This window comes from Pseudomonas sp. S8 (genome assembly GCF_050473925.1).
Classification (GTDB): domain Bacteria; phylum Pseudomonadota; class Gammaproteobacteria; order Pseudomonadales; family Pseudomonadaceae; genus Aquipseudomonas; species Aquipseudomonas parakoreensis.
Genome location: NZ_JBFDVZ010000016.1, coordinates 4,955,032 through 4,978,455 on the forward strand (window position 1 = coordinate 4,955,032; position 23,424 = coordinate 4,978,455).

The window sequence follows — 23,424 nt, forward strand, 5'->3', positions numbered from 1 at the left end:
ACAAAACCCCCGGCCTGGGCCGGGGGTTCTGGTATCACTCGTCGAGGAAGGAGCGCAGATGCTCGCTTCGCGTCGGGTGGCGCAGCTTGCGCAGCGCCTTGGCTTCGATCTGACGGATCCGCTCGCGCGTTACGTCAAACTGTTTGCCCACTTCTTCGAGTGTGTGGTCGGTGTTCATGTCGATACCGAAGCGCATGCGCAGTACTTTGGCTTCACGGGCTGTGAGGCCGGACAGCACTTCGCGGGTTGCTTCTTTCAAGCTTTCAACGGTTGCCACATCGATTGGCGACTGCATGGTCGAGTCTTCGATGAAGTCACCCAGATGAGAGTCTTCGTCATCACCGATCGGGGTTTCCATGGAGATCGGCTCTTTAGCGATCTTCAACACCTTGCGGATCTTGTCCTCAGGCATTTCCATGCGTTCGCCCAGCTCTTCCGGAGTCGGTTCGCGACCCATTTCCTGCAACATCTGGCGTGAAATGCGGTTGAGCTTGTTGATCGTCTCGATCATGTGCACCGGAATACGGATGGTGCGAGCCTGGTCGGCGATCGAGCGAGTGATCGCCTGACGGATCCACCAGGTGGCATAAGTCGAGAACTTGTAACCACGACGGTATTCGAACTTGTCCACCGCTTTCATCAGACCGATGTTGCCTTCCTGGATCAGATCGAGGAATTGCAGGCCGCGGTTGGTGTACTTCTTGGCGATCGAGATCACCAGACGCAAGTTCGCTTCAACCATCTCTTTCTTCGCGCGGCGGGCCTTGGCCTCACCGATCGACATGCGACGGTTGATGTCCTTGATTTCAGCGATGGTCAGACCGGTCTCGGTTTCCAGCGAAATCAGCTTCTGCTGGCAACGGATGATGTCTGGCTGCACGCGACCAATGGCTTCGGCGTATTTGCTCTTGCCTTTGGCCAGGGCGTCGGACCAGCTTTCGTCGACTTCATTGCCCGGGAACTGACGCAGGAAATCGGCGCGTGGCATACGTGCATCACGTACGCACAATTGCATGATCGCGCGCTCTTGCTGACGCAGACGATCAAGGGCACTGCGAACACGCTCGACCAGGGCTTCGAATTGCTTCGGCACCAGTTTGATCGGCATGAACAGCTCGGCCAGGGCCAGCAACTCGGCAACGGCGGCCTTGTTGTGACGACCGTGCTTTTTCAGGGCCTTGCGGGTGATTTCCATCTGGTCGGACACAGCGCCGAAACGCTGGGCAGCGATGACCGGATCCGGACCGCTTTCGGCTTCTTCTTCGTCATCCGAAGCTTCGGCGTCATCGTCGTCGGTATCGTCGTCAGCCTTGGCGGCTTTCGCGTCGATCGGCGGTGGCACTTCGGCAGCAGGCGGCGCAATGCCGTCGTCCGGGTCGATGTAACCGCTCAGAACGTCGGACAGGCGACCACCTTCGGTGGTGACGCGAGTGTACTCGGAGAGAATGTGGTCAACCGTGCCTGGGAAGTGCGCGATAGCGCTCATCACCTCACGGATGCCTTCTTCGATACGCTTGGCGATTTCGATTTCGCCTTCACGAGTCAGAAGCTCGACCGTACCCATTTCACGCATGTACATGCGCACCGGGTCAGTGGTGCGACCGATATCGGTCTCCACCGCGGCCAACGCGGCGGCTGCTTCTTCCGCAGCGGCCTCGTCGGTATCGGCGTCGGCCAACATAAGGGCGTCCGCATCCGGAGCACTCTCGTGTACGGGGATCCCCATGTCGTTAATCATGCGGATGATGTCTTCCACCTGCTCCGGATCTGAAATATCCTCGGGCAGGTGGTCGTTGACCTCGGCGTAAGTCAGATACTTCTGCTCACGACCCAGTTTGATCAACTCAATAATACGAGACTGCTGTTGCGCTTTTCCGGACATAACACCCTATCCACTGAAGGTCTTGGCGGGCAAAAAACAAGCCGAGGATTATACCTGAGCTATGACCTCACGCGCCAGTTGAGGTCGGGTTTGATGCGGAAACATTGCGACTTAGTAGGTCGCGCAGTTGATTTTTCTCTTCGGCGCTCAGTTCGCTTTGACGCGCTTTCCTGAGCAACTGTTCCAGATTTCGCTCGCGTTGGCGGGCTGACAAGCTAGTAATGGTGTCGAAAAACTGTTGTTCAAGGTTTTCTCCGTCAATCAGCCACTCCTTTTCCGCCAGCGCCTTGAGCAAGCGACCCTGTTCAGTGCCATGCCATCGCGCGATCAACTGAAATGAGTTTAGCTTGGGATTCTTCTGTACGGCTTCAAGCAGCGCCACGAGCAACTGGGCATTGGTCTGATTTTCGTCCGCAATGTGCCCGGCGTCTTCGACACGTTCGGCCAGTTGCGGGTGGTGCAGCAACGTACGCAGGGCGGTCAGCGTCGGGGACTCGACGCCAATCGGCGTGCGCGGGCGCTGTTGATCGCGATCGCCGCCACGCTTGCCGTTCTTGTCCCAGGGTTTCTTGTCCCATTTCTTGCCGCCGGCGCCGGGTTTCTTTGGCGTCCACTCCTGCTGCGGCACATACATGTCCTGTGCCTGCGGCTGATGGTAGTCGCTGTAGTCCGGCATTGCGTCGTAATCAATGCCCGGATCGTAGGCCGGAGGAGCTTCCTGCGGCGCACTTTGCGCGAGCTGGCTGACCGTTTCGCTGCTCAGGCCGGTGATTTCGGTCAGGCGCTGGCGCATCAGAATACGCAGGTTGGCACCCGGTACTTTGTCGATCAGCGGCGCGGCGAGGGTGGCCATGTGGGCCTTGCCTTCGAGCGAGCGCGGATCGGCTTCCTCGGTCAGTTGCTGGAAGAAATAATCTGCCAGCGGCTGCGCATGCTGATTGATGCGGGCCTTGAAGGCGTCAGTACCTTCGGCGCGAACCAGCGTATCCGGATCTTCGCCTTCGGGCAGGAACAGGAAGCGCGCACGGCGCCCGTCCTGCAGGCACGGCAGTGTCGCTTCCAGTGCGCGCCATGCAGCATTGCGGCCGGCCTGGTCGCCATCGAAGCAGAACAGAACGTTGGGCACGACGCGAAACAGGCGCTTGAGGTGCTCTTCGCTGGTCGCCGTGCCCAAGGTTGCGACGGCATTGCGCAAGCCTTGCTGGGCGAGGGCGATGACGTCCATGTAACCCTCGACGACGATGATTTCGTCGAGGTTGCGGTTGTTCTTGCGTGCTTCATAGAGGCCGTAGAGTTCCTGGCCTTTATGGAAGACCGGGGTTTCCGGCGAGTTCAGGTATTTCGGCTTGTCGTCACCCAGTACCCGGCCACCGAAAGCGATGATCCGGCCACGGGTATCGCGGATCGGGAACATCACGCGATCGCGGAAGCGGTCATAGCGTTTGCCGGTTTCGGCGTTCTCGATCAGCAGGCCGGCGTCGATCATGGCCTTCTGCTGCAAAGTGTCGCTGCTCAAGTGCTTGAACAGATTGTCCCAGCCCGGCGGCGCAAAGCCGAGACCGAAGTCCCGGGCGATCTCGCCGGTCAGGCCGCGGCCCTTGAGGTAATCCACCGCAGCCTTGCGCGCCGGATGGCTCTTGAGCGCCTGGCGGTAGAAGTCGGCGGCGGCGGTGAGCAGCGGATACAGCGGCGAGTCGGTTGGCTGTCGCGGTTTGTGCGGACGGCCGCTTTCTTCGCGGGGGACTTCCATGCCGGCGGCTTTGGCCAGGTCCTCGACAGCCTGGGGAAAATCCAGGTTGTCGTGGTCCATGAGAAAGCCGAGGGCGTTGCCGCCGGCGCCGCAGCCGAAGCAGTAATAGAACTGCTTGTCGGGGCTGACGCTGAACGACGGGGTTTTCTCTTTGTGGAACGGGCAGCAAGCGGTGTAGTTCTTGCCGGCCTTTTTCAGTTGCACGCGCGAGCTGACCACGTCGACGATGTCGGTGCGGTTCAGGAGGTCGTCAATAAAGCTCTGGGGAATCAGCCCGGCCATGGCGTTCTCGTATGCGCTGTAATGAGTCCGATGCGAAGGGCGGCCGGACACAGGTCTTGAGTGAAGCGCACAAAATGGGCGGTTCGACCGGTCGGTGCATATTCACTGTCGGGAAGTGTATCTGCCGAAAATCCACTGACGTTAGTAATCATCAGTTGTCGACTATTTGAAAGTGTTGCGCTGAATCCGCTGGCGGCCGATAAATGGCCTCGGATAGCTCAATAAAGCGGGCACGCATGGAGGTGCCTTGGGCTGATCGTCGTGAGAGGAATCAGTAGGTGTGCTCGTCAGTAGCCTTGAAAGACTCGTCAGAAAAGACGTGCACCGCTGGCAAAAGAGCCAGGTCTGACGCGTGAAGCAGATTTGTCTCGGTCGCGTGTGCGGCTTCGACGGTGAAGCATCAAGCGTTTTACGCAAATGCCATTAGCCCGGCTGAAGGCCGGGCTTAGGCAAGAAGCTTGCTACGAAAGTCTGTGTATTAGTACAGACGAACGGCGCGGCGCTGTTCGCGCTGAACTTTCTTGGCGTGACGCTTAACAGCGGCTGCTGCTTTGCGCTTACGCTCAGAAGTTGGCTTCTCGTAAAATTCGCGGCTACGAACTTCAGCCAGTACACCGGCTTTTTCGCAGGAGCGCTTGAAACGACGCAGAGCTACGTCGAAGGGTTCGTTCTCTTTAACTTTGACGGCTGGCATCCAGAGCTACCTTCATTCATTACCGGGGTCAACATCCTCGCGGCAAAAGAGCACTTGAAGACGTCGGTTTTTAAGGGTTGCGGATGTTAACCCCTCATCGCTCGGAATGCAAAGCCTCTGATCGAAAACCGCTAGTCGGGGCATCGCGTGGCGACTATTATGCGCGCCTTCGAATTCAGCCTAAACAAGGCGCAAACCCATGCTAGTACTGGGATTAGAAACCTCCTGCGACGAAACCGGCGTCGCGCTATACGACAGTGAACGCGGCCTGCTGGCCGACGCGCTGTTCAGCCAGATCGACCTGCACCGCGTCTATGGCGGCGTGGTGCCGGAGCTGGCCTCGCGTGACCACGTCAAACGCATGCTGCCCTTGATTCGTCAGGTGTTGGCCGAGGCCGACTGCGTGCCGACCGAGATCGATGCGATCGCCTACACCGCAGGCCCGGGCCTGGTCGGCGCGTTGCTGGTCGGTGCCTCGTGCGCTCAGGCGCTGGCGTTTGCCTGGGGCATTCCGGCACTCGGTGTGCACCACATGGAAGGCCACTTGCTGGCGCCGATGCTGGAGCCAAAACCGCCGGAATTCCCGTTCGTCGCTTTGTTGGTGTCCGGTGGGCACACGCAACTGGTTCAGGTCGATGGCATTGGCCAATACAGCCTGCTTGGCGAGACCCTCGACGATGCCGCCGGTGAAGCGTTCGACAAAACCGCGAAAATGATGGGCCTCAATTATCCGGGCGGGCCGGAAATCGCCAAGCTGGCCGAGAAGGGCGTCGCAGGGCGTTTCACCTTCCCGCGTCCGATGTGTGATCGCCCGGGCCTGGATTTCAGCTTCAGCGGCTTGAAGACCTTTGCCCTCAACACCTGGCAGCAATGCGTCAGCGCCGGGGACGACAGCGAGCAAGCCCGTTGCGACATTGCGCTGGCGTTCCAGCAGGCCGTGGTGGAGACTTTGACCATCAAATGCAAGCGCGCCCTGAAACACGCAGGCATGAAACGTCTGGTGATCGCTGGCGGCGTCAGCGCCAACAAGGCCTTGCGCGCTTCGCTGGAAAAGATGCTCGGCGATATGAAGGGCGATGTGTTTTACGCCCGTCCCGAGTTCTGTACCGACAATGGCGCGATGATCGCGTTTGCCGGTTGTCAGCGTTTGCAGGCCGGTCAGCAGGAAAGTCTGGCGATCAGCGTGCAGGCGCGCTGGCCGATGGAGCAGTTGTCGGCGCTGTAATGTGCGGCGCTCATGGGCGGTATTTAAAAATGCCGTTCGCGCCCGGCAAACAGGTCGCGTAGATTGCCGCGGTGGCGCCAGACGATCAGAAGCGTCAGCGCGCTCATCGGCAGCAGCGCCTCCGGCTCTTGCCATGCAAGTAGGGGCAAGGTCAGGGGCGTGGCGATCAGCGCCGCCAGCGAGCTGGTACGGGTCAGGTAGAACGTCAGCAGCCAGGCGCACACCGCCAGCAGCGCGGCGGGTGGATACAGGCCCAGCAGCATGCCGGCAGCCGTGGCGACGCCTTTGCCGCCGCGAAAACGGAAATACAGCGGGAACAGGTGACCGATCACGGCGCACACGCCGATCCAGGCCTGATCCTGCAGCGAAAGGCCAGCGGCTGCTGCGATCAGCACCGGCAACAGGCCTTTGCACAGATCACCGAGCAAGGTCAGGATCGCCAGTTTGCGACCGGCCAGGCGCAGCATGTTGGTGGCGCCGGCATTACCCGAGCCACTCATTCGCGGGTCCGGATTTCCGGTCAGGCGGCTGAGCAAAATGGCGAAGGACAGAGAGCCGAGCAGGTAGGCGAGAGTCGCCAGTAACCAAAACATGCTAACTATTCCGGGCGAGGACGCCCTGATTCTAACGGCGCATTGCGCCCTTGTCGTGCAGCGGAGAGAAGTGCTTGGACAGAGTGTTTATCGAGGGCCTGGAAGTCGACACCGTGATCGGTGCCTATGACTGGGAGCGCGGCATCCGTCAGTGCTTGCGTCTTGATCTGAGCTTCGCCTGGGACAATCGTCCGGCTGCGGCCGGTGACGACCTGACTCTGGCGCTCGATTACGCCAGCGTTTCAACGCGCATCCAGGCCTTTGCCGAACAAGCGCAATATCAATTGGTCGAGACCTTTGCCGAGCGTCTGGTCGAAGTGCTGATGACCGAGTTCAAGATTACCTGGGTTCGCCTGAAACTGACCAAGCCGGGCGCCGTGCCGGCCGCCAAGGGTGGCGTGGGTGTGGAGATCGAGCGCGGATGTCGCTGACTCAGGTGTACCTCGGGCTCGGTAGCAATATCGAGCGCGAAACCCATTTGCGCGCCGGGCTCGACGCTTTGGCGACATTTCTGGTGGATATCCGCTGTTCGGCGGTGTTCGAGAGCCAGCCAGTGGGAATCAAGAGCGGACCGTTCTTCAATTTCGTAGTCTCGGCGTTTACCGATCTGCCCTTGATGGAGCTGGATCGGCGCTTGAAATTCATCGAGGCCGATAATGGTCGCTACGCCCCTGATCGCAAGGGGTTGCCGCTGGATATCGATGTGCTGCTGTACGGTGATCTGACGGGTAATTTCGACGGTTTGATCCTGCCGCGTGCCGAAATTCTGAAAAACGCCTTTGTGCTGTGGCCGCTGTCGCTGATTGCGCCGGACCGGGTGCATCCGGGGGTGGGAAAAAGCTTCGCGACATTGTGGGCCGAGGCGCAGATTGATCAGGTGTTGGCACCGGTGGGGTTTGAATGGCGTGGCGAACAGCTCACGCCTTTGAACCTTTGAAGCAAAAGATCGCAGCCTGCGGCAGCTCCTACACGGGGACGCGCGTTTCCATGTAGGAGCTGCCGCAGGCTGCGATCTTTTGATCTTGTTTCAAGCGTTCTCTTTGTACGCCTTCAACGCCTTGAGTCGCTCGCGTTTAAGCGCTTCGCCCAGTTCCGGGCCTTTGAATCCCTTCTCCAGCAACGGCTGCACTGCCACGCCACGCGCCGCACTGGCAGCGCCACGCAGATACTCCGCCTGTGGATAACTGCGCTGTTCAAGCCCCTTGCGTCCGCGCGCATCCATCTCGCACGCGACGATGAACTCCTCGAAACGCTGCGGGCGACGATACACGTCAAAGCTCTGCAAAAGCTCCAGCAAGGTCGATGCCTTCAGCTCCAGGGCACGGTGGCCGTGGGTGTGGTACTGGCCAACCAGCAACGCCAGTTCCTGACAGTCCTTTGGCGCCTTGAAGCGTTCGTTGACCGCTTTGATCAGTTTCAACCCCGTGTGTTCGTGGGCGATGTGCCGTGGCCAGGCTTCTTCAGGAGTCAGGCCTTTGCCAAGATCGTGCAGCAGACAGGCCCAGCGTACGGTTAGCGGTTGTTTGTGCAGCGCCGATTGTTCCAGCACGCTGAGTGTGTGGAGCCCGGTATCGATTTCCGGGTGATGCGCTTCCGGTTGCGGCACGCCAAACAGCGCGTCAACTTCCGGCATCAGTACTTTCAGCGCGCCGCAGTCGCGAAGCACCTGAATGAATACCTGTGGCTGATCCTCCATAAGCGCGCGGGAGATTTCTTTCCAGCTGCGCTCGGCGGTCAACGCTTCCAGCTCGCCGGATTCGCTGAGCTGACGCATCAATTCCAGCGTTTCTGAGGCAACGGTGAAACCCAGTCCGGCATAACGCGCGGCAAAGCGCGCAACGCGCAGTACCCGGAGCGGATCTTCGGCAAATGCGGGGGAAACGTGACGCAGAATGCGCGCTTCGAGATCGCGCTGGCCATGGTACGGATCCGTCAGGTTCTGCTGATCATCCTCGGCCATTGCATTGATGGTCAGGTCGCGGCGGATCAGGTCCTCTTCAAGGGTGACTTCGGGGCTGGCGTGAAAGGTGAAGCCGCCATAACCGCGACCGCTTTTGCGTTCGGTACGGGCGAGAGCGTATTCCTCGCCGGTTTGCGGGTGCAGGAATACCGGAAAATCCGCGCCCACCGGGCGATACCCCTTGGCGAGCATCTCGTCCGCCGTGGCGCCGACCACTACCCAATCAATATCGGTCACCGGTAACCCGAGCAAGCGATCGCGTACCGCACCGCCAACCTTGAAAATCTGCATAAAAAACCTCCGTTAGCCCGACAGGATAAACCTTGTGCCGGACTTTCGGAGGTCAGAACCGCAACTAGAGATGAATCACGGCCAGGTCGAGTCGACCGTAATCACCCTCGCTGTGTTCACTGCGTGGCGGCACGTGGTGGGTTTTCATGATCTGGTCGCCCTGCAGGGTTTCCAGATGAATGTCGAAGCCCCACAGCCGGTGCAGATGCTTGAGTACCTCATCGGTGGAGTCGCCCAGCGGTTTACGGTCGTGTTGCTGGTGACGCAAGGTCAGCGAGCGGTCGCCGCGTCGGTCGATGCTGTAGATCTGCACGTTCGGCTCACGGTTGCCGAGGTTGTACTGCGCAGCCAGGGTTTCACGGATGATCCGGTAACCGGTTTCGTCGTGGATCGCCGGCACCAGCAAATCGTCCTTCTGGTCGTCATCGAGGATGCTGAACAGCTTGAGATCGCGGATGACCTTGGGTGACAAGTACTGCAAGATGAAGCTTTCGTCCTTGAAGCTGCTCATGGCGAACTTGATGGTCGAGAGCCAGTCGGAACCGGCAATGTCCGGGAACCAGCGCCGGTCTTCCTCGGTAGGGTTTTCGCACATGCGGCGGATGTCGCGATACATCGCAAACCCCAGTGCGTAGGGGTTGATTCCGCTGTAATACGGGCTGTCGAAACCTGGCTGGAACACCACGCTGGTGTGCGAGGTAAGGAATTCCATCATGAAGCCGTCGGTCACAAGGCCTTCGTCATACAGGTCGTTCATCAGCGTGTAGTGCCAGAACGTGGCCCAGCCTTCGTTCATCACCTGCGTCTGACGCTGTGGATAAAAATACTGGGCGATCTTGCGCACGATGCGCACGATCTCCCGTTGCCACGGCTCCAGCAACGGCGCGTGCTTCTCGATGAAATACAGGATGTTTTCCTGCGGCTCGGCCGGGAAGCGGGCGTTGTCCTTGTCGCTGTATTTGTCTGCGCCTTTGGGAATGGTGCGCCACAGATCGTTGATCTGCTTCTGCAGGTGCTCTTCGCGGTCCTTCTGCCGCCGACGTTCCTCTTCAGCAGAAATCGGATAAGGACGTTTGTAGCGGTCGACGCCGTAGTTCATCAGCGCATGGCAGGAGTCGAGCAGGTCCTCCACCGCATCGATACCGTGGCGCTCCTCGCACTGCATGATGTACTGCTTGGCGAACACCAGGTAATCGATGATCGAGCTGGCGTCGGTCCAGGTGCGGAACAGGTAGTTGCCCTTGAAGAAGCTGTTGTGGCCATAGCACGCGTGCGCCACAACCAGGGCCTGCATACAGATGGTGTTTTCCTCCATCAGATAGGCGATGCACGGGTCGGAGTTGATCACGATCTCGTAAGCCAGACCCATTTGCCCGCGGCTGTAGGATTTCTCGGTGCTGAGGAAGTGTTTGCCGTAGGACCAGTGGTGATAGCCCAGTGGCATGCCAACCGAGGCATAGGCGTCCATCATCTGCTCGGCGGTGATCACTTCGATCTGGTTGGGGTAAGTATCCAGAGCATACCGGGCCGCAATCCGGGCGATCTCGCGGTCGTAGGCCTGAATCAGCTCGAACGTCCATTCGGAGCCGGTGGAAATGGGTTGGCGCTTCTGCTCTTTGGCGGTCATGTCACTAACCTGCGCTGGAAGAGTTCACGGAAGACCGGATAAATATCCCCGGCCGAGACCAGTTGCTGCTGGGCAAACGTGTCGGAAAAGGCTTCGGCGATGCGTTCGTATTCGTACCAGAGGGCCTGGTGTTCGCGTGGGGTGATCTCCACATAAGTGTAGTACTGCACAAACGGCATGATCTGGTTGATCAGGATGTCGCGGCAGATCGGTGAGTCGTCGTTCCAGTTGTCGCCGTCGGAAGCCTGCGCGGCGTAGATGTTCCACTCGTTGCTCGGATAACGCTCGGCCATGATCTCTTGCATCAGTTTCAGGGCGCTGGAGACGATGGTGCCGCCGGTTTCCCGCGAGTAGAAGAACTCTTCCTCGTCCACTTCCCGGGCGCTGGTGTGGTGGCGAATGAACACCACGTCGATCTTGTCGTAGTTACGTTTGAGGAACAGGTACAGCAGGATGAAAAAGCGTTTGGCAATGTCCTTGGTGGCCTGGGTCATCGAACCGGATACGTCCATCAGGCAGAACATCACCGCTTTGGAGCTGGGGTTGGGCTGCTTGACCAGCAGGTTGTATTTGAGGTCGAACGTATCGAGAAACGGCACCCGGTGGATGCGCGCGCTGAGCTTTTCGATTTCTGCCTCGAGTTCCTGAATATCGCCGAAGTTGTCCGGCTCTTCGCGTTTTAATCGCGCCAGTTCCTCTTTGGCTTCGCGCAGCTTGGCGCGGCTGCTGCCGGACAGGGCAATGCGCCGGGCATGGGCCGAGCGCAGGGTGCGGATGATATTGATCCGCGACGGGTTGCCTTCGTTGCTGATCCCGGCGCGCACGGTCTTGAACGTGTCAGTCCCGCTGAGATTGCGTTTCACCAGATTCGGCAGTTCGAGGTCTTCGAACATGAATTCGAGGAATTCTTCCTGAGTGATCTGGAAAACGAATTCATCCATGCCCTCGCCGGAATTGCCAGCCTTGCCGGGACCGCGTCCGCCGCCCCCTCCCGGTGGCCGGGCGATGTGTTCGCCGGCAGTGAATTCCTTGTTGCCGGGGTGAACCACGGTCTGTTTGCCGCCGCGGCCGTGGTGAAGCACCGGTTCGTCGATGTCGCGACCGGGAATGCTGATCTGCTCACCGTGTTCCATGTCAGTGATGGAACGCCGGCTGACCGCCTCTTCGACAGCCTTCTTGATGTGATCACGGTAACGCCGCAGGAAGCGCTGGCGGTTCACCGTGCTCTTGTTCTTGCCATTGAGACGTCGGTCGATCACATAGCTCATGACTGCTCCTTAGAAGCTGTCCTGCAAAGGCGGGAGCGGTCATGCAGCATTGAGCCGAATGCCAAGGGGCGTACACGCTCCCCCAAGCGCTCTGGATGCTGCCTGTACCTCGCTACCGACTTGCGAACACCTTCCAGAGGCCTGTGTAGCAGAAAATGCGGGCACAGGCCTCGGGCTGACGACAACCGGTCTGACCGGCCGCGGTTTACTGTGACTTTCTGACCCGCAGGTACCACTCGGACAGCAGTCGTACCTGTTTGTCGGTGTAGCCGCGTTCGACCATTCGAGTAACGAAGTCGTTGTGTTTCTGTTGATCCTCTTTGCTGGCTTTGGCATTGAAGCTGATGACTGGCAGCAGGTCTTCGGTGTTGGAGAACATTTTCTTCTCGATGACCACTCGCAGTTTTTCGTAGCTGAGCCAGGTCGGGTTCTTGCCGTTGTTGTTGGCTCGGGCGCGCAACACGAAGTTGACGATCTCGTTGCGGAAATCCTTCGGATTGCTGATGCCGGCCGGTTTCTCGATTTTCTCCAGTTCTTCGTTCAAGGCGACGCGGTTGAGAATCTCGCCGGTTTCCGGATCGCGGTATTCCTGATCCTGAATCCAGAAGTCCGCATACAGCACGTAGCGGTCGAAGATGTTCTGCCCGTACTCGCTGTAAGACTCCAGGTAAGCGGTCTGAATCTCCTTGCCGATGAATTCGATATAACGCGGCGCCAGGTACTCCTTGAGGTAGCGCAGGTAGCGTTCACGGGTTTCAGCCTGGAACTGTTCCTGCTCGATCTGCTGTTCCAGCACGTACAGCAGGTGTACCGGGTTGGCGGCGATTTCATGCGGATCGAAGTTGAACACTTTGGACAGGATCTTGAAGGCAAAGCGGGTCGACAGACCGTTCATGCCTTCGTCGACGCCCGCCGAATCGCGGTATTCCTGAATCGACTTGGCCTTCGGATCGGTGTCCTTGAGGTTTTCCCCGTCGTAGACACGCATCTTCGAATAGATGTTGGAGTTTTCCGGCTCCTTGAGGCGCGACAGCACAGTGAACTGCGCCAGCATCTTCAGGGTGTCCGGCGCGCAGTGAGCCTTGGCCAGGGAGCTGTTAAACAGCAATTTGTCGTAGATCTTCACTTCGTCACTGACCCGCAGGCAGTACGGCACTTTGACGATATAGATCCGGTCGATGAAGGCTTCGTTGTTCTTGTTGTTGCGGAAAGTGTGCCACTCCGATTCGTTGGAGTGCGCGAGCAGGATCCCGGTGAACGGAATCGCACCGAGGCCTTCGGTACTGTTGTAGTTGCCTTCCTGGGTGGCGGTCAGCAATGGGTGCAGCACCTTGATCGGTGCCTTGAACATTTCGACGAATTCCATCAGGCCCTGGTTGGCCCGGCACAGCGCGCCGGAGTAGCTGTAGGCGTCGGCGTCGTTCTGTGGGTATTCCTCGAGTTTGCGGATGTCGACCTTGCCCACCAGCGCGGAGATGTCCTGGTTGTTCTCGTCGCCCGGTTCGGTCTTGGCCACGGCGATCTGGTTGAGAATCGACGGGTACAGCTTGACCACGCGGAACTGGCTGATGTCGCCGCCAAATTCAGCCAGGCGTTTGGTCGCCCATGGCGACATGATGGTGTTGAGATAGCGCCGTGGGATGCCGAAGTCTTCCTCAAGGATCGCGCCATCTTCGGTGGCGTTGAACAGACCCAGAGGTGATTCGAATACCGGCGAGCCCTTGATCGCATAGAAGGGCACTTTTTCCATCAACTGTTTCAGCTTCTCGGCCAGGGACGACTTACCGCCACCGACGGGGCCGAGCAGGTAGAGAATCTGTTTCTTCTCTTCCAGGCCTTGGGCGGCATGGCGGAAATACGAGACGATCTGGTCGATGCATTCTTCCATCCCGTGGAAGTCTTCAAAGGCCGGATAGCGACGAATCACCTTGTTGGAGAAGATCCGCGACAGCCGCGAGTTGGTCGACGTATCGAGCAGCTCGGGTTCGCCAATAGCCATCAGTAGACGCTCGGCGGCGGAAACGTAAGCGCTGCGATCCTTTTTGCACAGCTCCAGGTACTCCTGCAGCGAGAGTTCTTCCTGGCGTGTGGACTCGAAGCGTTGTTGGAAGTGGCTAAAGATACTCATGACGTCACCTCGCTCGATACGTGGAGCCGACGCCGGATCACTCAGTCGATGCTGGCAAGCAGCCGTGGTGGCCACTTGTTTACCCCCCAGAACACTTTCGCGGTCGACAACCTTGAAAGTCACTCCCGATGACCCGTGCGCCGGTGTACCGGCTCTCCCCTGTTTTGGATGGCCTGGGCTTAAGGATAGTTGGGAATTCGAGAGGTAAAGGCGAGATACGTAATTAGTTGTGGCAGACCGTTCGTCTGTCACGCGCAGGCCCGCGTGAGCCGGGGCCTGCGCGTGACAAAAAATTATTCTGCGCTGCCTTCCGCGGTTTCCGCAGGATAAGTCGTACGCCACAGCTCGAAGCCGCCGTCCATGCTGTAGACGTCGGAGAAGCCCTGGCTGGTCAGGTAAGCCGCAGCGTTCTGGCTGGAGTTGCCGTGATAGCAGACCACCACCAGCGGTGCGTCGAGATCGGCGTTACGGATGAATTCCGAGATCGAGTGGTTATCCAGATGGGTCGAGCCGGCGATGTGCAGCGCGGCATAGGTTTGCGGGTCGCGGATGTCGACCACCACAGCGCCTTGTTCACGCAGGGCCTGGGCCTGTTCCGGGGGGATTCGTTTGAATTCGCTCATGGCGGGTTCCTGTAGCTCGGCAGAATGCGCAGTCTAACGCGGGACGCTGACTGGCGACGTTTCGGGGATAAGTGGGGCGACGGTCGGGGCAAGCCCGCCGTGCTCATCGCATTTGCACGACACGCGCTCGCCGCTGTCGACGTTCATCAGGGTCAGGCTGCCGCCCCAGACACAACCGGTGTCCAGTGCCGAGACGCCCGGTTCGCGGACATCGCCTTCCAGTGCGGCCCAGTGGCCGAAAATGATCCGCAGGCCACGGGTTTTACGCTCCTTGTGCTGGAACCACGGTTTGTAGCCCGGTGGCGCGGTGTCGAGGCCTTCCTTGCTCTTGAGGTCGAGCTTGCCGTCGGCGGTGCAGAAGCGCATGCGGGTGAAATAGTTGGTGATCACGCGCAGACGGGTCACGCCGGTGAGATCACTGTCCCACTTCGCCGGCTCGTTGCCGTACATGCCATCGAGGTACAACGGAAACAGGTTGTCGTCACGCAGCGCGGCTTCGGTTTCGGCGGCGTACTTCAAGGCCTTGCGCAACGACCACTGCGGGGGGATGCCCGCGTGCACCATGGCGACTTCGCGCTGTTCGTCGTAGTGCATGAGTTTCTGTTGGCGCAGCCATTCGAGCAGGTCAGCCGCATCGGGGGCTTCGAGAATCTCGCGCAGGGTGTCGGATTTCTTCAGGCGCTCGATGTTGTTGGCGGCGGCGAGCAGATGCAGATCGTGGTTGCCGAGTACGCAGACCAGCGACTCGCGCATGCCATAGAGAAACCGCAGGGTCTCCAGCGACTGAGGGCCACGGTTGACCAGATCGCCGACCAGCCACAGCCGATCAAGCCTGGGGTCGAACGCGACTTGCTTGAGCAGGCATTTGAGCGGTGCAAGGCAGCCTTGCAGGTCGCCGACGGCGTACGTCGTCATCAGTGCAGGGCTCCAGGCACGGCGAGGCGGAAAGGCTTGATGATCGCGTCGAAATGCTTGCCATCGTCGGCGACCATTTCGTAAGTGCCCTGCATGGTGCCGACCTTGGTGGTCATCACTGTGCCGCTGCTGTAAGTGTGACTTTTGCCGACCTCGATCAGTGGTTGCTGGCCGACAACGCCGGCGCCGCGAACCTCTTCGACATGCCCGTCACCGTCGGTAATGACCCAATGTCGTGACATCAGCTGGGCAGGGCGCTCGCCATTGTTCTGCACGGTGATGGTGTAGGCGAAGGCGAAGCGGTGGTGCTCGGGTTGCGATTGGTCTGCCAGGTAGCGGGTAACGACACTGACATCGACCTGATAACGAGGATCGGACATGCAAAAGGGCCTTAAACAAAGCGGAACGCGAGGCGTAGCTGATGGGGAATCAGTCTAGGCAAGTATCGGGCAGTAAACCAGAGTGGCGTCCTGCCCGATAGCGTTCATCGCCGGTCAGTCGGCGACAGGAGTTTGCGGGGCTTGTTCGCTGAGCTTGTCGGCCAGGCGCACGAATGCGGCCAGGTCCAGTTGCTCGGGGCGCAGGCTGCCATCGACACCTGCGGCTTCGATCTCGGCAGCGGTCATCAATTGCTTGAGGGTGTTGCGCAGGGTCTTGCGACGCTGGTTGAAGGCTTCGCGAACGACGCGTTCGAGCAGGCGATGATCCTTGGCCGGGTGCGGCAGCACCGCGTGCGGCACCAGACGGACGATGGCCGAGTCGACCTTCGGCGGCGGATTGAACGCGCCCGGGCCGACGTTGAACAGGTGCTCCACGCGGCAGTGGTACTGAACCATGATCGACAGACGCCCCCAGTCGCCGCCGCCCGGGCCGGCCGCCAGACGCTCGACCACTTCCTTCTGCAGCATGAAGTGCATGTCGCGAATGATGCCGGCGTTGTTCAGCAGATGGAAAATCAGCGGCGTGGAAATGTTGTAAGGCAGGTTGCCCACCACACGCAGACTGTTCGGCGCGGCGTTGAGGGTGTTGAAGTCGAACTTCAGCGCATCGCCCTGATGCAGGTTGAAGTTGCTCTTGCCGGCGAACTGCTGGTTGAGGATCGGGATCAGGTCCTTGTCCAGTTCCACCACGTCGAGTTGTGCGCCGGAGTTGAGGATGCCGGCGGTCAGTGCGCCCTGGCCCGGGCCGATTTCCAGCATGCGGTCGTCAGGCTTGGCGCTGATGGAGCGCAGGATGCGGTCGATGACGCCGGCATCGTGCAGGAAGTTCTGGCCAAAGCGTTTGCGCGCCTTGTGTTGGTATTGCTCGGTCATAAACGGGTCTCGGCCATCTGGTAGGCGGTTTCCAGGGCGACCTGCAGGCTGCCGGTGTCGATCTTGCCGCTGCCGGCCAGATCCAGGGCAGTGCCGTGGTCGACCGACGTGCGGATGATCGGCAGGCCGAGGGTCACGTTGACCGCCGCGCCGAAGCCTTTGTACTTCAGCACGGGCAGGCCCTGGTCGTGGTACATCGCCAGCACTGCGTCGCAGTGCTCCAGATATTTGGGGGTAAACAGAGTGTCGGCAGGCAGCGGGCCACGGAGGTCCATGCCCTCGCCGCGCAGGCGCTCCAATGTCGGTTCGATGATGTCGATTTCTTCATGGCCCAGGTGTCCGCCTTCACCGGCGTGCGGGTTGAGTCCGCAGACCAGAATACGTGGCCGGGCGATGCCGAATTTGTCTTGCAGGTCGGCGTGCAGAATTCGCGTGACCCGTTCCAGCCGCTCCGGGGTGATTGCATCGGCAATCTCGCGCAGGGGCAGGTGAGTGGTGACCAGGGCCACGCGCAAACCGCGAGTAGCGAGCATCATCACCACTTGGGCGGTGTGGGTCAGGTCGGCGAGGAATTCCGTGTGTCCGGAGAACGGGATACCGGATTCGTTGATCACGCCCTTGTGTACCGGAGCGGTGATCATCCCGGCGAAGTCGCCGTTCAGGCAGCCGTTGCCGGCACGGGTCAGGGTTTCGAGGACGAAGGCGGCGTTAGCCTTGCTCAGTTGTCCAGCGACCACCGGAGCGCTGAGTGGAGTATCCCAGACATACAGGCTACCGGCGGGGGCTGGAACAGCCGGCCAGTTGTCAGGCGCAACCTCAAGCAAAGAGACGGCCAGCCCCAACTGCGCGGCCCGCTCGGTAAGCAGGTCGCGGCTGGTGATGGCAATCAGGGGATGTGGCTGGGCTTGCGAGGCGAGCAGCAGGCACAGGTCGGGACCGATGCCGGCTGGTTCGCCGGGTGTCAGCGCGAAACGCTTGGGTTTCACTGCGCTGCCTGGTCTGCACCAGGGAGTTTGATTTCTACGTAGGCTTCTTCACGAATCTGACGCAGCCAGTTTTGCAGCTCTTCATCGTATTTTTTGTTACGCAGAACATTCATTGCCTGTTGCTCGCGTGCCGATTCGGTGCTGTCGGTGGCGCGGCGGCCAAGGACTTCCAGCACGTGCCAGCCGTACTGGGTCTGGAACGGCTTGGACAGCTGACCTTGTGGGGTCTTGGCCATCACTTCGCGGAATTCCGGTACCAGTGCGTTCGGGTCAATCCAGTTCAGGTCGCCGCCGTTGAGCGCCGAGCCCGGGTCTTCGGAGTAGTTCTTCGCCAGTTCAGCGAAGTCTTCACCGGCCAGGATGCGCTCGTACAGCGATTGCACCAGGGCTTTGGTCTTGGCTTCGTCGCGGATCGGGCTTGGCTTGACCAGGATGTGGCGCACATGCACCTCATCACGCATCTGGGTTTCGCCACCCCGTTTGGCCAGCAGCTTGAGAATGATGAAACCACCCGGAGTGCGGGCAGGCTGAGTGATGTCGCCCACCGCCATGCTGCTCAACTCGCGGTCGAACGGCGGTGGCAATTGCGCAGCTTTACGCCAGCCCATGTCGCCGCCTTCCAGGGCGTTGTCGCTGCCGGATTTGGCAACGGCCATCTGACCGAAGTCAGCGCCTTGCTTGAGTTGCTGGTAAACGTCCATGGCCTGACGGTAAGCGCTCTGAATCGCTTCAGAACTGGCGCTTTCCGGCGTCGGGATCAGGATGTTGGCCAGGTGCAGCTCTTCGGACAGTTGCATCTTGCCCAGGTCGGAAGCGAGGAAGTTCTTCACTTCCTGCTCGGAGACCTGAATGCGTTCTGCCACGCGGCGCTGACGCACGCGGCTGATGATCATCTCGCGCTTGATCTGGTCACGGGCGTCGTCATAGGACAAACCGTCGTGAGCCAGGGCGGCGCGGAATTGATCCACGGTCATGTTGTTGCGTTGGGCGATGGTGCCGACTGCCTGGTTCAGCTCTTCGTCGGTAATGCGGATGCCGGAACGCTCGCCGATCTGCAGTTGCAGGTTTTCGACGATCAAGCGCTCGAGCACCTGCTGATCCAGCACGCCCGGCGGCGGCATGCCGCCGCCACGCTTGGCGATGGTCTGCTGAACTTCATGGACACGCTGGTCCAGCTGGCTCTGCATGACCACGTCGTTATCAACGATCGCAACCACTTTATCGATGGACTGTACTGCGGCGTTGGCCGCAGTACCCAGGAACAGCGCGCCCAGCAACAGCGGGCGCAGAGAATCAGAAAGCTTGGTCTTCACGTTGACGATAACCTTGGATGCCTTTGTCGAGGAAGCTCTCTACCTTGGCGCCAGTCAGGCCGCCGAGTCCCTTCAGAACAATTTGGAGGAAGACGCCGTGGTCGCCTTTTTCGTTTTGCGGAGCTTCCTGACTGAATTCGTCGTAGGAAACCCAGTAACGGTTGATCAGGCGCAGTTTCCAGCAGCAGTTGTCGTACTCGAAACCACCAAAGGCTTCCAGCGTACGGTTGCGGTTGTAGTCGTACTGCCAGCGGCTGATCGCGCTCCACTGCGGAACGATCGGCCAGATGACCGAGAAGTCATGCTGCTGGATCTTGTAGTAGTCCTTCACGTAGCCAGGCTGCCCCGGGGTGCCGTAGTCGCCACCACCCACCGACCATTTGCCGGTGGTCTGATCGTAACGAACCTGGTCGTTGCGATAGCGATAACCGACGTTGACCACCTTGTTCGGGTTGTCTTCTGGCTGGTAGTGGAACATCGCGCTGCCGGAGCGTGGGCTGCGGCTGTCCGGGTCCCAGTTGTAATCGGCCGTGGTGCGCCAATCGCGGTTCCAGCGGTATTCGTATTCCAGCGCGTATGGCGACACGTCGGACTGGGCATCCTTGCGATCCTTGAACGCGATGCCTGGCAGTTGGACTTCACGATCCTTGAAGTAGTAAGCCTGACCGACGCTGATGCGCTGACGCTCGAATCCATCGTCTTCGATCCAGCGGCTGGTCACGCCCAGCGACAGTTTGTTCTCGTCACCGACACGGTCGGCACCGGAGAAGCGGTTGTCACGGAACAGCGAAGCGTAGTTGAAGGTGTATTCGCTGGTGTCGAATACCGGAATGTCTTCCTGATCAACCTTGGGTACATACAGGTAGAACAGGCGCGGTTCCAGGGTCTGGCGATAGTTCTTGCCGAAGTACGACGTGTTGCGGTCGAAGTACAGGCCGCTGTCGACGCTGGCGATCGGTACGCCACGGCTCTGATTACGACTATAGTTTTCGCCGGCCAGCAGGGTGTCTTTCCCTCGCTGATCCAGATCAAGGTCGTACTGGGTGTACTGGTACTTGAGCGATGGTTTCAGGAAACCATAGGTCCAGTTCATCGGCAGGCTGACGCCTGGTTTCAGATTCAGACGGTCGCCATTGGCGCGCGCCAGACCCTGTACGTTGGTATCGAGGCGTGGCGAGACGTTGCCGTCTTCATCCGTAAAGCTTCCTGTTTTCAGATCACGATCAAACCGCACAAGCTCGGTCTCGTAATCGAAATTCAAACCTTCCGGGTGATACGGCAACTGACCATTGAAGGTGATCTGCGGCAGACGGCCGTACGGCGTAATGTTCGAAACAGTAGCCAATTGGTACTGCTGAGCATTCAGGCGTGCGGTGTAGCTGTCACCGCGGTAGGTCACCGATCCCTGCTGGTTCACATAGTCAGCGCTCTTCACACCGATCTGATCGGTGCTCAGGTCCTGGAAGTAGTACGGATCGCTGATCTTGGTGTAGTCAACCTGAGTCATCACTCGGGAGTCGAGACCACCCTTGTGCTGCCAGTTGTACATGTAGCGATTTTTTTCGTAGTCGGTCTGCTTGCTGCGATCGGTATCTTCGTCGTTCAGATACGCCGCACCGAACTGGCCTTCGCTGGACTTGGTCAGGTAACGGAACTCGCCTTCGACCAGCATGCCGCGCTTGCTCATGTAGCGCGGGTACAACGTGGCATCGTAGTTCGGCGCCAGGTTGAAGTAGTACGGGGTGACCAGCATGAAGCCAGTGTCGCTGCCGGTGCCGATGGTCGGCGGCAGGAAACCCGATTGGCGACGGTCGTCGATCGGGAAGTAGATGTACGGCGTGTACAGGATAGGAATGTCCTTGACCCGCAGCGTCACGTTGGTCGCGGTACCGAAGCCGGTGGCCGGGTTCAGGGTGATGTTGTTGCCCTTGAGCTGCCAGGCGTTGCTGTTCGGTTCGCACGTGGTGTACGTGCCGTCCTTCAAGCGGATGATCGCGTTCTCGGCACGCTTGGCGTATAGCGCGTTACCGCGGATGCGCGATTTGTGCATCACGTATTCGGCGTTGTCGACCTTGGCTTCACCGGTGTCGAGCTGTACATCGGCGTGGTCGCCGACGATCAGTGCACCGTTGTCGCGAATGCGTACGTCGCCATTGAGTTCGGCGCGGCTCTCGGCCTGATACAGGCTGGCCTCGTCGGACTCGACCTGCATGCTGCCCTGACGCAGGACCACGTCGCCGGCCAGCGTACCCACCTGATCTTCGGTGTTGTAGCGCGAGGCTTTGGCGCCGATAAAGGTCGGTGCGTCACTTTTATTCGTCTTGTCATTCATGCCAGGACGAATCGGTTCGATATAGGAACCAGAGCAGTAAGGACCGGTCTCGGCCAATTGGGCGGCGGTGAGCTTCTCGCGCGGAACCCAGTCGAGGTGACTGTAGTCTTCGCTACGGGATTTCAGGCCGCGGCCCTTGGCTTCGGTGACCAGCACAGGCTTGACGCCGGTGTCGGCAGTCGAACCGTTCTGGGCCGGGGCTTCGCCAGCGGCGCTGACGGCGCTGCCGTCATGCACCGGACGCGGCGGCAATGCAGCTGCCGGCGTCTTGGGCGCACACGCCCAGCCACCCGTTGCCGAGACGGCGCAGTCATACTGCTCGGCGGCAACAACGAATTGACTGGCCAGAGGTTGCATAGCCAGCAGACTGCCGGTTACCAACAACGGAAATTTTTTACGAAACGCGGGGGATTTCAATGCCATCTTATTAGTCCGGGCTTCCTGCGTGCCATCTGCCCGCGGTGTGGGCCGCACGCCTCTCGATGGTCTGAAAAAGATGCTGGATAATAAAGCATGACCCGCTTGACGGCTAGCGCCGTCGGAGACCCTTGCAATGCCTGACCAAGATGTACGCTTGCAACACCTGAAAGTTTGGCTCGATGAGCAGTTGGCAATCCTGTTTGCAGATCAAGGCTGGGGCGCCGTGCCCCCGGCCACGTTGACCGCGGCCAGCAGCGACGCGAGTTTCCGCCGGTATTTCCGCTGGGAAGGCGCGGGCCGCAGTTTCGTCGTGATGGACGCGCCACCGCCCCAGGAAAACTGCAAACCGTTCGTGGATATCGCCTTTTTGCTGGCGAAATCCGGAATTAACGTGCCGAAAATTTATGCAGAAGACCTCGAACGCGGTTTTCTTTTGCTCAATGACCTGGGCAACAAGACCTATCTCGACGTAATCGACGGCGAAAATGCCGACGCCTTGTTCAGCGATGCCCTGCAGGCGCTGTTGGCTTTTCAGCAATTGCCGATGATCGCACCACTGCCGAGCTACGACGTCGCGCTGCTGCGCCGTGAGCTGGAATTGTTCCCCGAGTGGTACGTGAAACGCGAGCTCGGCATCGAGTTCGACGCAGCACAGCAGCAACAATGGCAGTCCGTCAGCGAGCTGCTGATCGACAGCGCCCTGGCCCAGCCGAAAGTCCTGGTGCACCGCGACTACATGCCGCGCAACCTGATGCTCAGCGAGCCGAATCCCGGTGTGCTGGACTTTCAGGATGCGGTGTATGGCCCGGTCACCTACGACGTCACCTGCCTGTTCAAGGACGCCTTCCTCAGCTGGCCTGAAGAGCGCGTGCGCGGCTGGCTGGAAAGTTACTGGCAGCAAGCCTCGGCGCTGGACATTCCGGTGCAAGCTGACTTCGAAGACTTCCTGCGTGCCAGCGACCTGATGGGCGTACAACGCCACCTGAAAGTCATCGGCATCTTCGCCCGCATCTGCCATCGCGATGGCAAGCCGCGCTACCTGGCCGACGTGCCGCGTTTCTTCGCCTATATAGAAGCGGTGCTTGCGCGTCGTCCTGAACTGGCGGATCTGCAGGCTTTGCTCGCCAGTCTGCGTGGTGGAGTGGCCGCATGAAGGCGATGATTCTGGCGGCAGGCAAGGGCGAGCGCATGCGCCCGCTGACCCTGACCACACCCAAGCCGCTGGTGCGTGCCGGCGGCGTGCCATTGATCGAATACCACCTGCGGGCGCTGGCGGCGGCTGGTTTCAGTGAAATCGTGATCAACCATGCCTGGCTCGGTCAGCAGATCGAGGATTACCTGAGCGATGGTTCGCAGTTTGGCGTGAGCATCCAGTACTCGCCGGAAGGCGAGCCGCTGGAAACCGGCGGCGGGATTTTCCGTGCTTTGCCGTTGCTCGGTGACGACGCCTTTTTGGTGGTCAACGGCGATATCTGGACCGACTACGACTTCAGCGTACTGCACCAACCGATCAACGGTCTGGCGCATCTGGTGCTGGCGGACAACCCGGCCCACCACCCGCAAGGCGATTTCATCTTGACCGACGGTCAGGTGATCGATGGCCAACCGGACGCGGCAACCCTGACCTACAGCGGCATCGCCGTCCTGCATCCGCAGTTGTTCGATGGCTGCACGCAAGGGGCCTTCAAGCTTGCACCGTTGCTGCGCAAAGCCATGGCAGACGGGCAGGTCAGCGGTGAACGTCTGAAAGGCCATTGGGTGGATGTCGGCACGCATGAGCGTCTGGCCGAAGCCGAAGCATTGATAGAAGCGAGTCGTTGAT

The 23,424-nt window shown here is 59.7% G+C and carries 20 protein-coding genes; 5 read left to right on the top strand and 15 right to left on the bottom strand.

The genetic code is table 11. The annotated features are described in order from the left end of the window. Positions 1-34: 34 nt before the first annotated feature. From rpoD to rpsU, 3 genes are all read right to left on the bottom strand, one after another. The gene (rpoD, locus tag AB1J88_RS23430; RefSeq protein ID WP_430292086.1) at positions 35-1,882 is read right to left on the bottom strand and encodes an RNA polymerase sigma factor RpoD; all 1,848 of its coding nucleotides are present in this window, start codon (positions 1,880-1,882) and stop codon (positions 35-37) included. A 67-nt stretch (positions 1,883-1,949) separates the two neighbouring features. Further along, positions 1,950-3,914: a DNA primase gene (gene dnaG, locus AB1J88_RS23435; RefSeq protein WP_041070033.1), complete on the bottom strand. Its 1,965-nt coding sequence runs from the start codon at positions 3,912-3,914 to the stop codon at positions 1,950-1,952. 478 nt (positions 3,915-4,392) lie between these two features. Next, positions 4,393-4,608 (bottom strand): 30S ribosomal protein S21, encoded by a 216-nt coding sequence (rpsU, locus tag AB1J88_RS23440; RefSeq protein WP_002551877.1) that lies wholly within the window; start codon positions 4,606-4,608, stop codon positions 4,393-4,395. Between the two features lie 199 nt (positions 4,609-4,807). On the opposite strand from rpsU, the gene tsaD reads away from it, so the two are divergent. Next, on the top strand, positions 4,808-5,833 hold the full coding sequence (gene tsaD / locus AB1J88_RS23445; protein ID WP_041070038.1) for a tRNA (adenosine(37)-N6)-threonylcarbamoyltransferase complex transferase subunit TsaD: 1,026 nt from the start codon (positions 4,808-4,810) through the stop codon (positions 5,831-5,833). 23 nt (positions 5,834-5,856) lie between these two features. Here the strand turns inward: tsaD and plsY are convergent, their stop codons facing one another. Next, the gene (gene plsY / locus AB1J88_RS23450) at positions 5,857-6,426 is read right to left on the bottom strand and encodes a glycerol-3-phosphate 1-O-acyltransferase PlsY (protein ID WP_041070041.1); all 570 of its coding nucleotides are present in this window, start codon (positions 6,424-6,426) and stop codon (positions 5,857-5,859) included. A gap of 74 nt (positions 6,427-6,500) precedes the next feature. On the opposite strand from plsY, the gene folB reads away from it, so the two are divergent. Both folB and folK read left to right on the top strand, forming a co-directional pair. Further along, positions 6,501-6,857: a dihydroneopterin aldolase gene (gene folB / locus AB1J88_RS23455; protein ID WP_041070044.1), complete on the top strand. Its 357-nt coding sequence runs from the start codon at positions 6,501-6,503 to the stop codon at positions 6,855-6,857. Then, the gene (gene folK / locus AB1J88_RS23460) at positions 6,848-7,363 is read left to right on the top strand and encodes a 2-amino-4-hydroxy-6-hydroxymethyldihydropteridine diphosphokinase (protein WP_121187488.1); all 516 of its coding nucleotides are present in this window, start codon (positions 6,848-6,850) and stop codon (positions 7,361-7,363) included. Before folB ends, folK begins: the two co-directional genes overlap by 10 nt. Positions 7,364-7,453: 90 nt before the next feature. Here folK and AB1J88_RS23465 read toward each other — a convergent pair whose 3' ends face one another. The 11 genes from AB1J88_RS23465 to AB1J88_RS23515 form a co-directional block, all read right to left on the bottom strand. Next, on the bottom strand, positions 7,454-8,677 hold the full coding sequence (locus tag AB1J88_RS23465) for a multifunctional CCA addition/repair protein (protein WP_430292087.1): 1,224 nt from the start codon (positions 8,675-8,677) through the stop codon (positions 7,454-7,456). 64 nt (positions 8,678-8,741) lie between these two features. Continuing rightward, a complete protein-coding gene (locus AB1J88_RS23470; RefSeq protein ID WP_041070053.1) occupies positions 8,742-10,304 on the bottom strand; it encodes a SpoVR family protein in 1,563 nt (520 codons plus the stop codon). Then, entirely contained in the window at positions 10,301-11,572 is a 1,272-nt protein-coding gene (locus tag AB1J88_RS23475; protein WP_041070055.1) for a YeaH/YhbH family protein, read from the bottom strand. The genes AB1J88_RS23470 and AB1J88_RS23475 overlap by 4 nt, the downstream gene beginning before the upstream one ends. A gap of 205 nt (positions 11,573-11,777) precedes the next feature. Further along, on the bottom strand, positions 11,778-13,700 hold the full coding sequence (locus AB1J88_RS23480) for a PrkA family serine protein kinase (protein ID WP_003228848.1): 1,923 nt from the start codon (positions 13,698-13,700) through the stop codon (positions 11,778-11,780). Between the two features lie 293 nt (positions 13,701-13,993). Next, complete coding sequence (glpE, locus tag AB1J88_RS23485) at positions 13,994-14,323, bottom strand: thiosulfate sulfurtransferase GlpE (RefSeq protein WP_430292088.1); 330 nt, start codon at positions 14,321-14,323, stop codon at positions 13,994-13,996. Positions 14,324-14,356: 33 nt separating this feature from the next. After that, positions 14,357-15,238: a symmetrical bis(5'-nucleosyl)-tetraphosphatase gene (locus AB1J88_RS23490; protein WP_430292089.1), complete on the bottom strand. Its 882-nt coding sequence runs from the start codon at positions 15,236-15,238 to the stop codon at positions 14,357-14,359. Next, positions 15,238-15,618 (bottom strand): Co2+/Mg2+ efflux protein ApaG, encoded by a 381-nt coding sequence (apaG, locus tag AB1J88_RS23495; protein WP_108183985.1) that lies wholly within the window; start codon positions 15,616-15,618, stop codon positions 15,238-15,240. The genes AB1J88_RS23490 and apaG overlap by 1 nt, the downstream gene beginning before the upstream one ends. Positions 15,619-15,732: 114 nt before the next feature. Then, positions 15,733-16,551 (bottom strand): 16S rRNA (adenine(1518)-N(6)/adenine(1519)-N(6))-dimethyltransferase RsmA, encoded by an 819-nt coding sequence (gene rsmA, locus AB1J88_RS23500; RefSeq protein ID WP_145593498.1) that lies wholly within the window; start codon positions 16,549-16,551, stop codon positions 15,733-15,735. After that, complete coding sequence (gene pdxA / locus AB1J88_RS23505) at positions 16,548-17,537, bottom strand: 4-hydroxythreonine-4-phosphate dehydrogenase PdxA (RefSeq protein WP_430289997.1); 990 nt, start codon at positions 17,535-17,537, stop codon at positions 16,548-16,550. The genes rsmA and pdxA overlap by 4 nt, the downstream gene beginning before the upstream one ends. Next, positions 17,534-18,850: a peptidylprolyl isomerase SurA gene (gene surA / locus AB1J88_RS23510; protein ID WP_222018068.1), complete on the bottom strand. Its 1,317-nt coding sequence runs from the start codon at positions 18,848-18,850 to the stop codon at positions 17,534-17,536. Before surA ends, pdxA begins: the two co-directional genes overlap by 4 nt. Beyond that, on the bottom strand, positions 18,831-21,605 hold the full coding sequence (locus AB1J88_RS23515; RefSeq protein WP_430292090.1) for an LPS-assembly protein LptD: 2,775 nt from the start codon (positions 21,603-21,605) through the stop codon (positions 18,831-18,833). Before AB1J88_RS23515 ends, surA begins: the two co-directional genes overlap by 20 nt. Before the next feature lie 130 nt (positions 21,606-21,735). Here AB1J88_RS23515 and AB1J88_RS23520 point away from each other — a divergent pair, with 130 nt between their 5' ends. After that, positions 21,736-22,755, top strand: coding sequence for an aminoglycoside phosphotransferase family protein (locus tag AB1J88_RS23520; RefSeq protein ID WP_430289996.1), 1,020 nt, complete (start codon positions 21,736-21,738; stop codon positions 22,753-22,755). Then, entirely contained in the window at positions 22,752-23,423 is a 672-nt protein-coding gene (murU, locus tag AB1J88_RS23525) for an N-acetylmuramate alpha-1-phosphate uridylyltransferase MurU (protein ID WP_430289995.1), read from the top strand. The genes AB1J88_RS23520 and murU overlap by 4 nt, the downstream gene beginning before the upstream one ends. Position 23,424 lies beyond the last annotated feature (1 nt).

What these genes read in the sequence shown, in the direction of transcription:
- tsaD (WP_041070038.1), top strand. Translation starts at nt 4,808, where the DNA reads ATGCTAGTACTGGGATTAGAAACCTCCTGCGACGAAACCGGCGTCGCG.
- AB1J88_RS23475 (WP_041070055.1), bottom strand. Translation starts at nt 11,572, where the DNA reads ATGAGCTATGTGATCGACCGACGTCTCAATGGCAAGAACAAGAGCACG.
- dnaG (WP_041070033.1), bottom strand. Translation starts at nt 3,914, where the DNA reads ATGGCCGGGCTGATTCCCCAGAGCTTTATTGACGACCTCCTGAACCGC.
- rpoD (WP_430292086.1), bottom strand. Translation starts at nt 1,882, where the DNA reads ATGTCCGGAAAAGCGCAACAGCAGTCTCGTATTATTGAGTTGATCAAA.
- rpsU (WP_002551877.1), bottom strand. Translation starts at nt 4,608, where the DNA reads ATGCCAGCCGTCAAAGTTAAAGAGAACGAACCCTTCGACGTAGCTCTG.
- apaG (WP_108183985.1), bottom strand. Translation starts at nt 15,618, where the DNA reads ATGTCCGATCCTCGTTATCAGGTCGATGTCAGTGTCGTTACCCGCTAC.
- AB1J88_RS23520 (WP_430289996.1), top strand. Translation starts at nt 21,736, where the DNA reads ATGCCTGACCAAGATGTACGCTTGCAACACCTGAAAGTTTGGCTCGAT.
- glpE (WP_430292088.1), bottom strand. Translation starts at nt 14,323, where the DNA reads ATGAGCGAATTCAAACGAATCCCCCCGGAACAGGCCCAGGCCCTGCGT.
- murU (WP_430289995.1), top strand. Translation starts at nt 22,752, where the DNA reads ATGAAGGCGATGATTCTGGCGGCAGGCAAGGGCGAGCGCATGCGCCCG.
- plsY (WP_041070041.1), bottom strand. Translation starts at nt 6,426, where the DNA reads ATGTTTTGGTTACTGGCGACTCTCGCCTACCTGCTCGGCTCTCTGTCC.
- rsmA (WP_145593498.1), bottom strand. Translation starts at nt 16,551, where the DNA reads ATGACCGAGCAATACCAACACAAGGCGCGCAAACGCTTTGGCCAGAAC.
- AB1J88_RS23515 (WP_430292090.1), bottom strand. Translation starts at nt 21,605, where the DNA reads ATGGCATTGAAATCCCCCGCGTTTCGTAAAAAATTTCCGTTGTTGGTA.
- AB1J88_RS23465 (WP_430292087.1), bottom strand. Translation starts at nt 8,677, where the DNA reads ATGCAGATTTTCAAGGTTGGCGGTGCGGTACGCGATCGCTTGCTCGGG.
- AB1J88_RS23480 (WP_003228848.1), bottom strand. Translation starts at nt 13,700, where the DNA reads ATGAGTATCTTTAGCCACTTCCAACAACGCTTCGAGTCCACACGCCAG.
- AB1J88_RS23490 (WP_430292089.1), bottom strand. Translation starts at nt 15,238, where the DNA reads ATGACGACGTACGCCGTCGGCGACCTGCAAGGCTGCCTTGCACCGCTC.
- folK (WP_121187488.1), top strand. Translation starts at nt 6,848, where the DNA reads ATGTCGCTGACTCAGGTGTACCTCGGGCTCGGTAGCAATATCGAGCGC.
- AB1J88_RS23470 (WP_041070053.1), bottom strand. Translation starts at nt 10,304, where the DNA reads ATGACCGCCAAAGAGCAGAAGCGCCAACCCATTTCCACCGGCTCCGAA.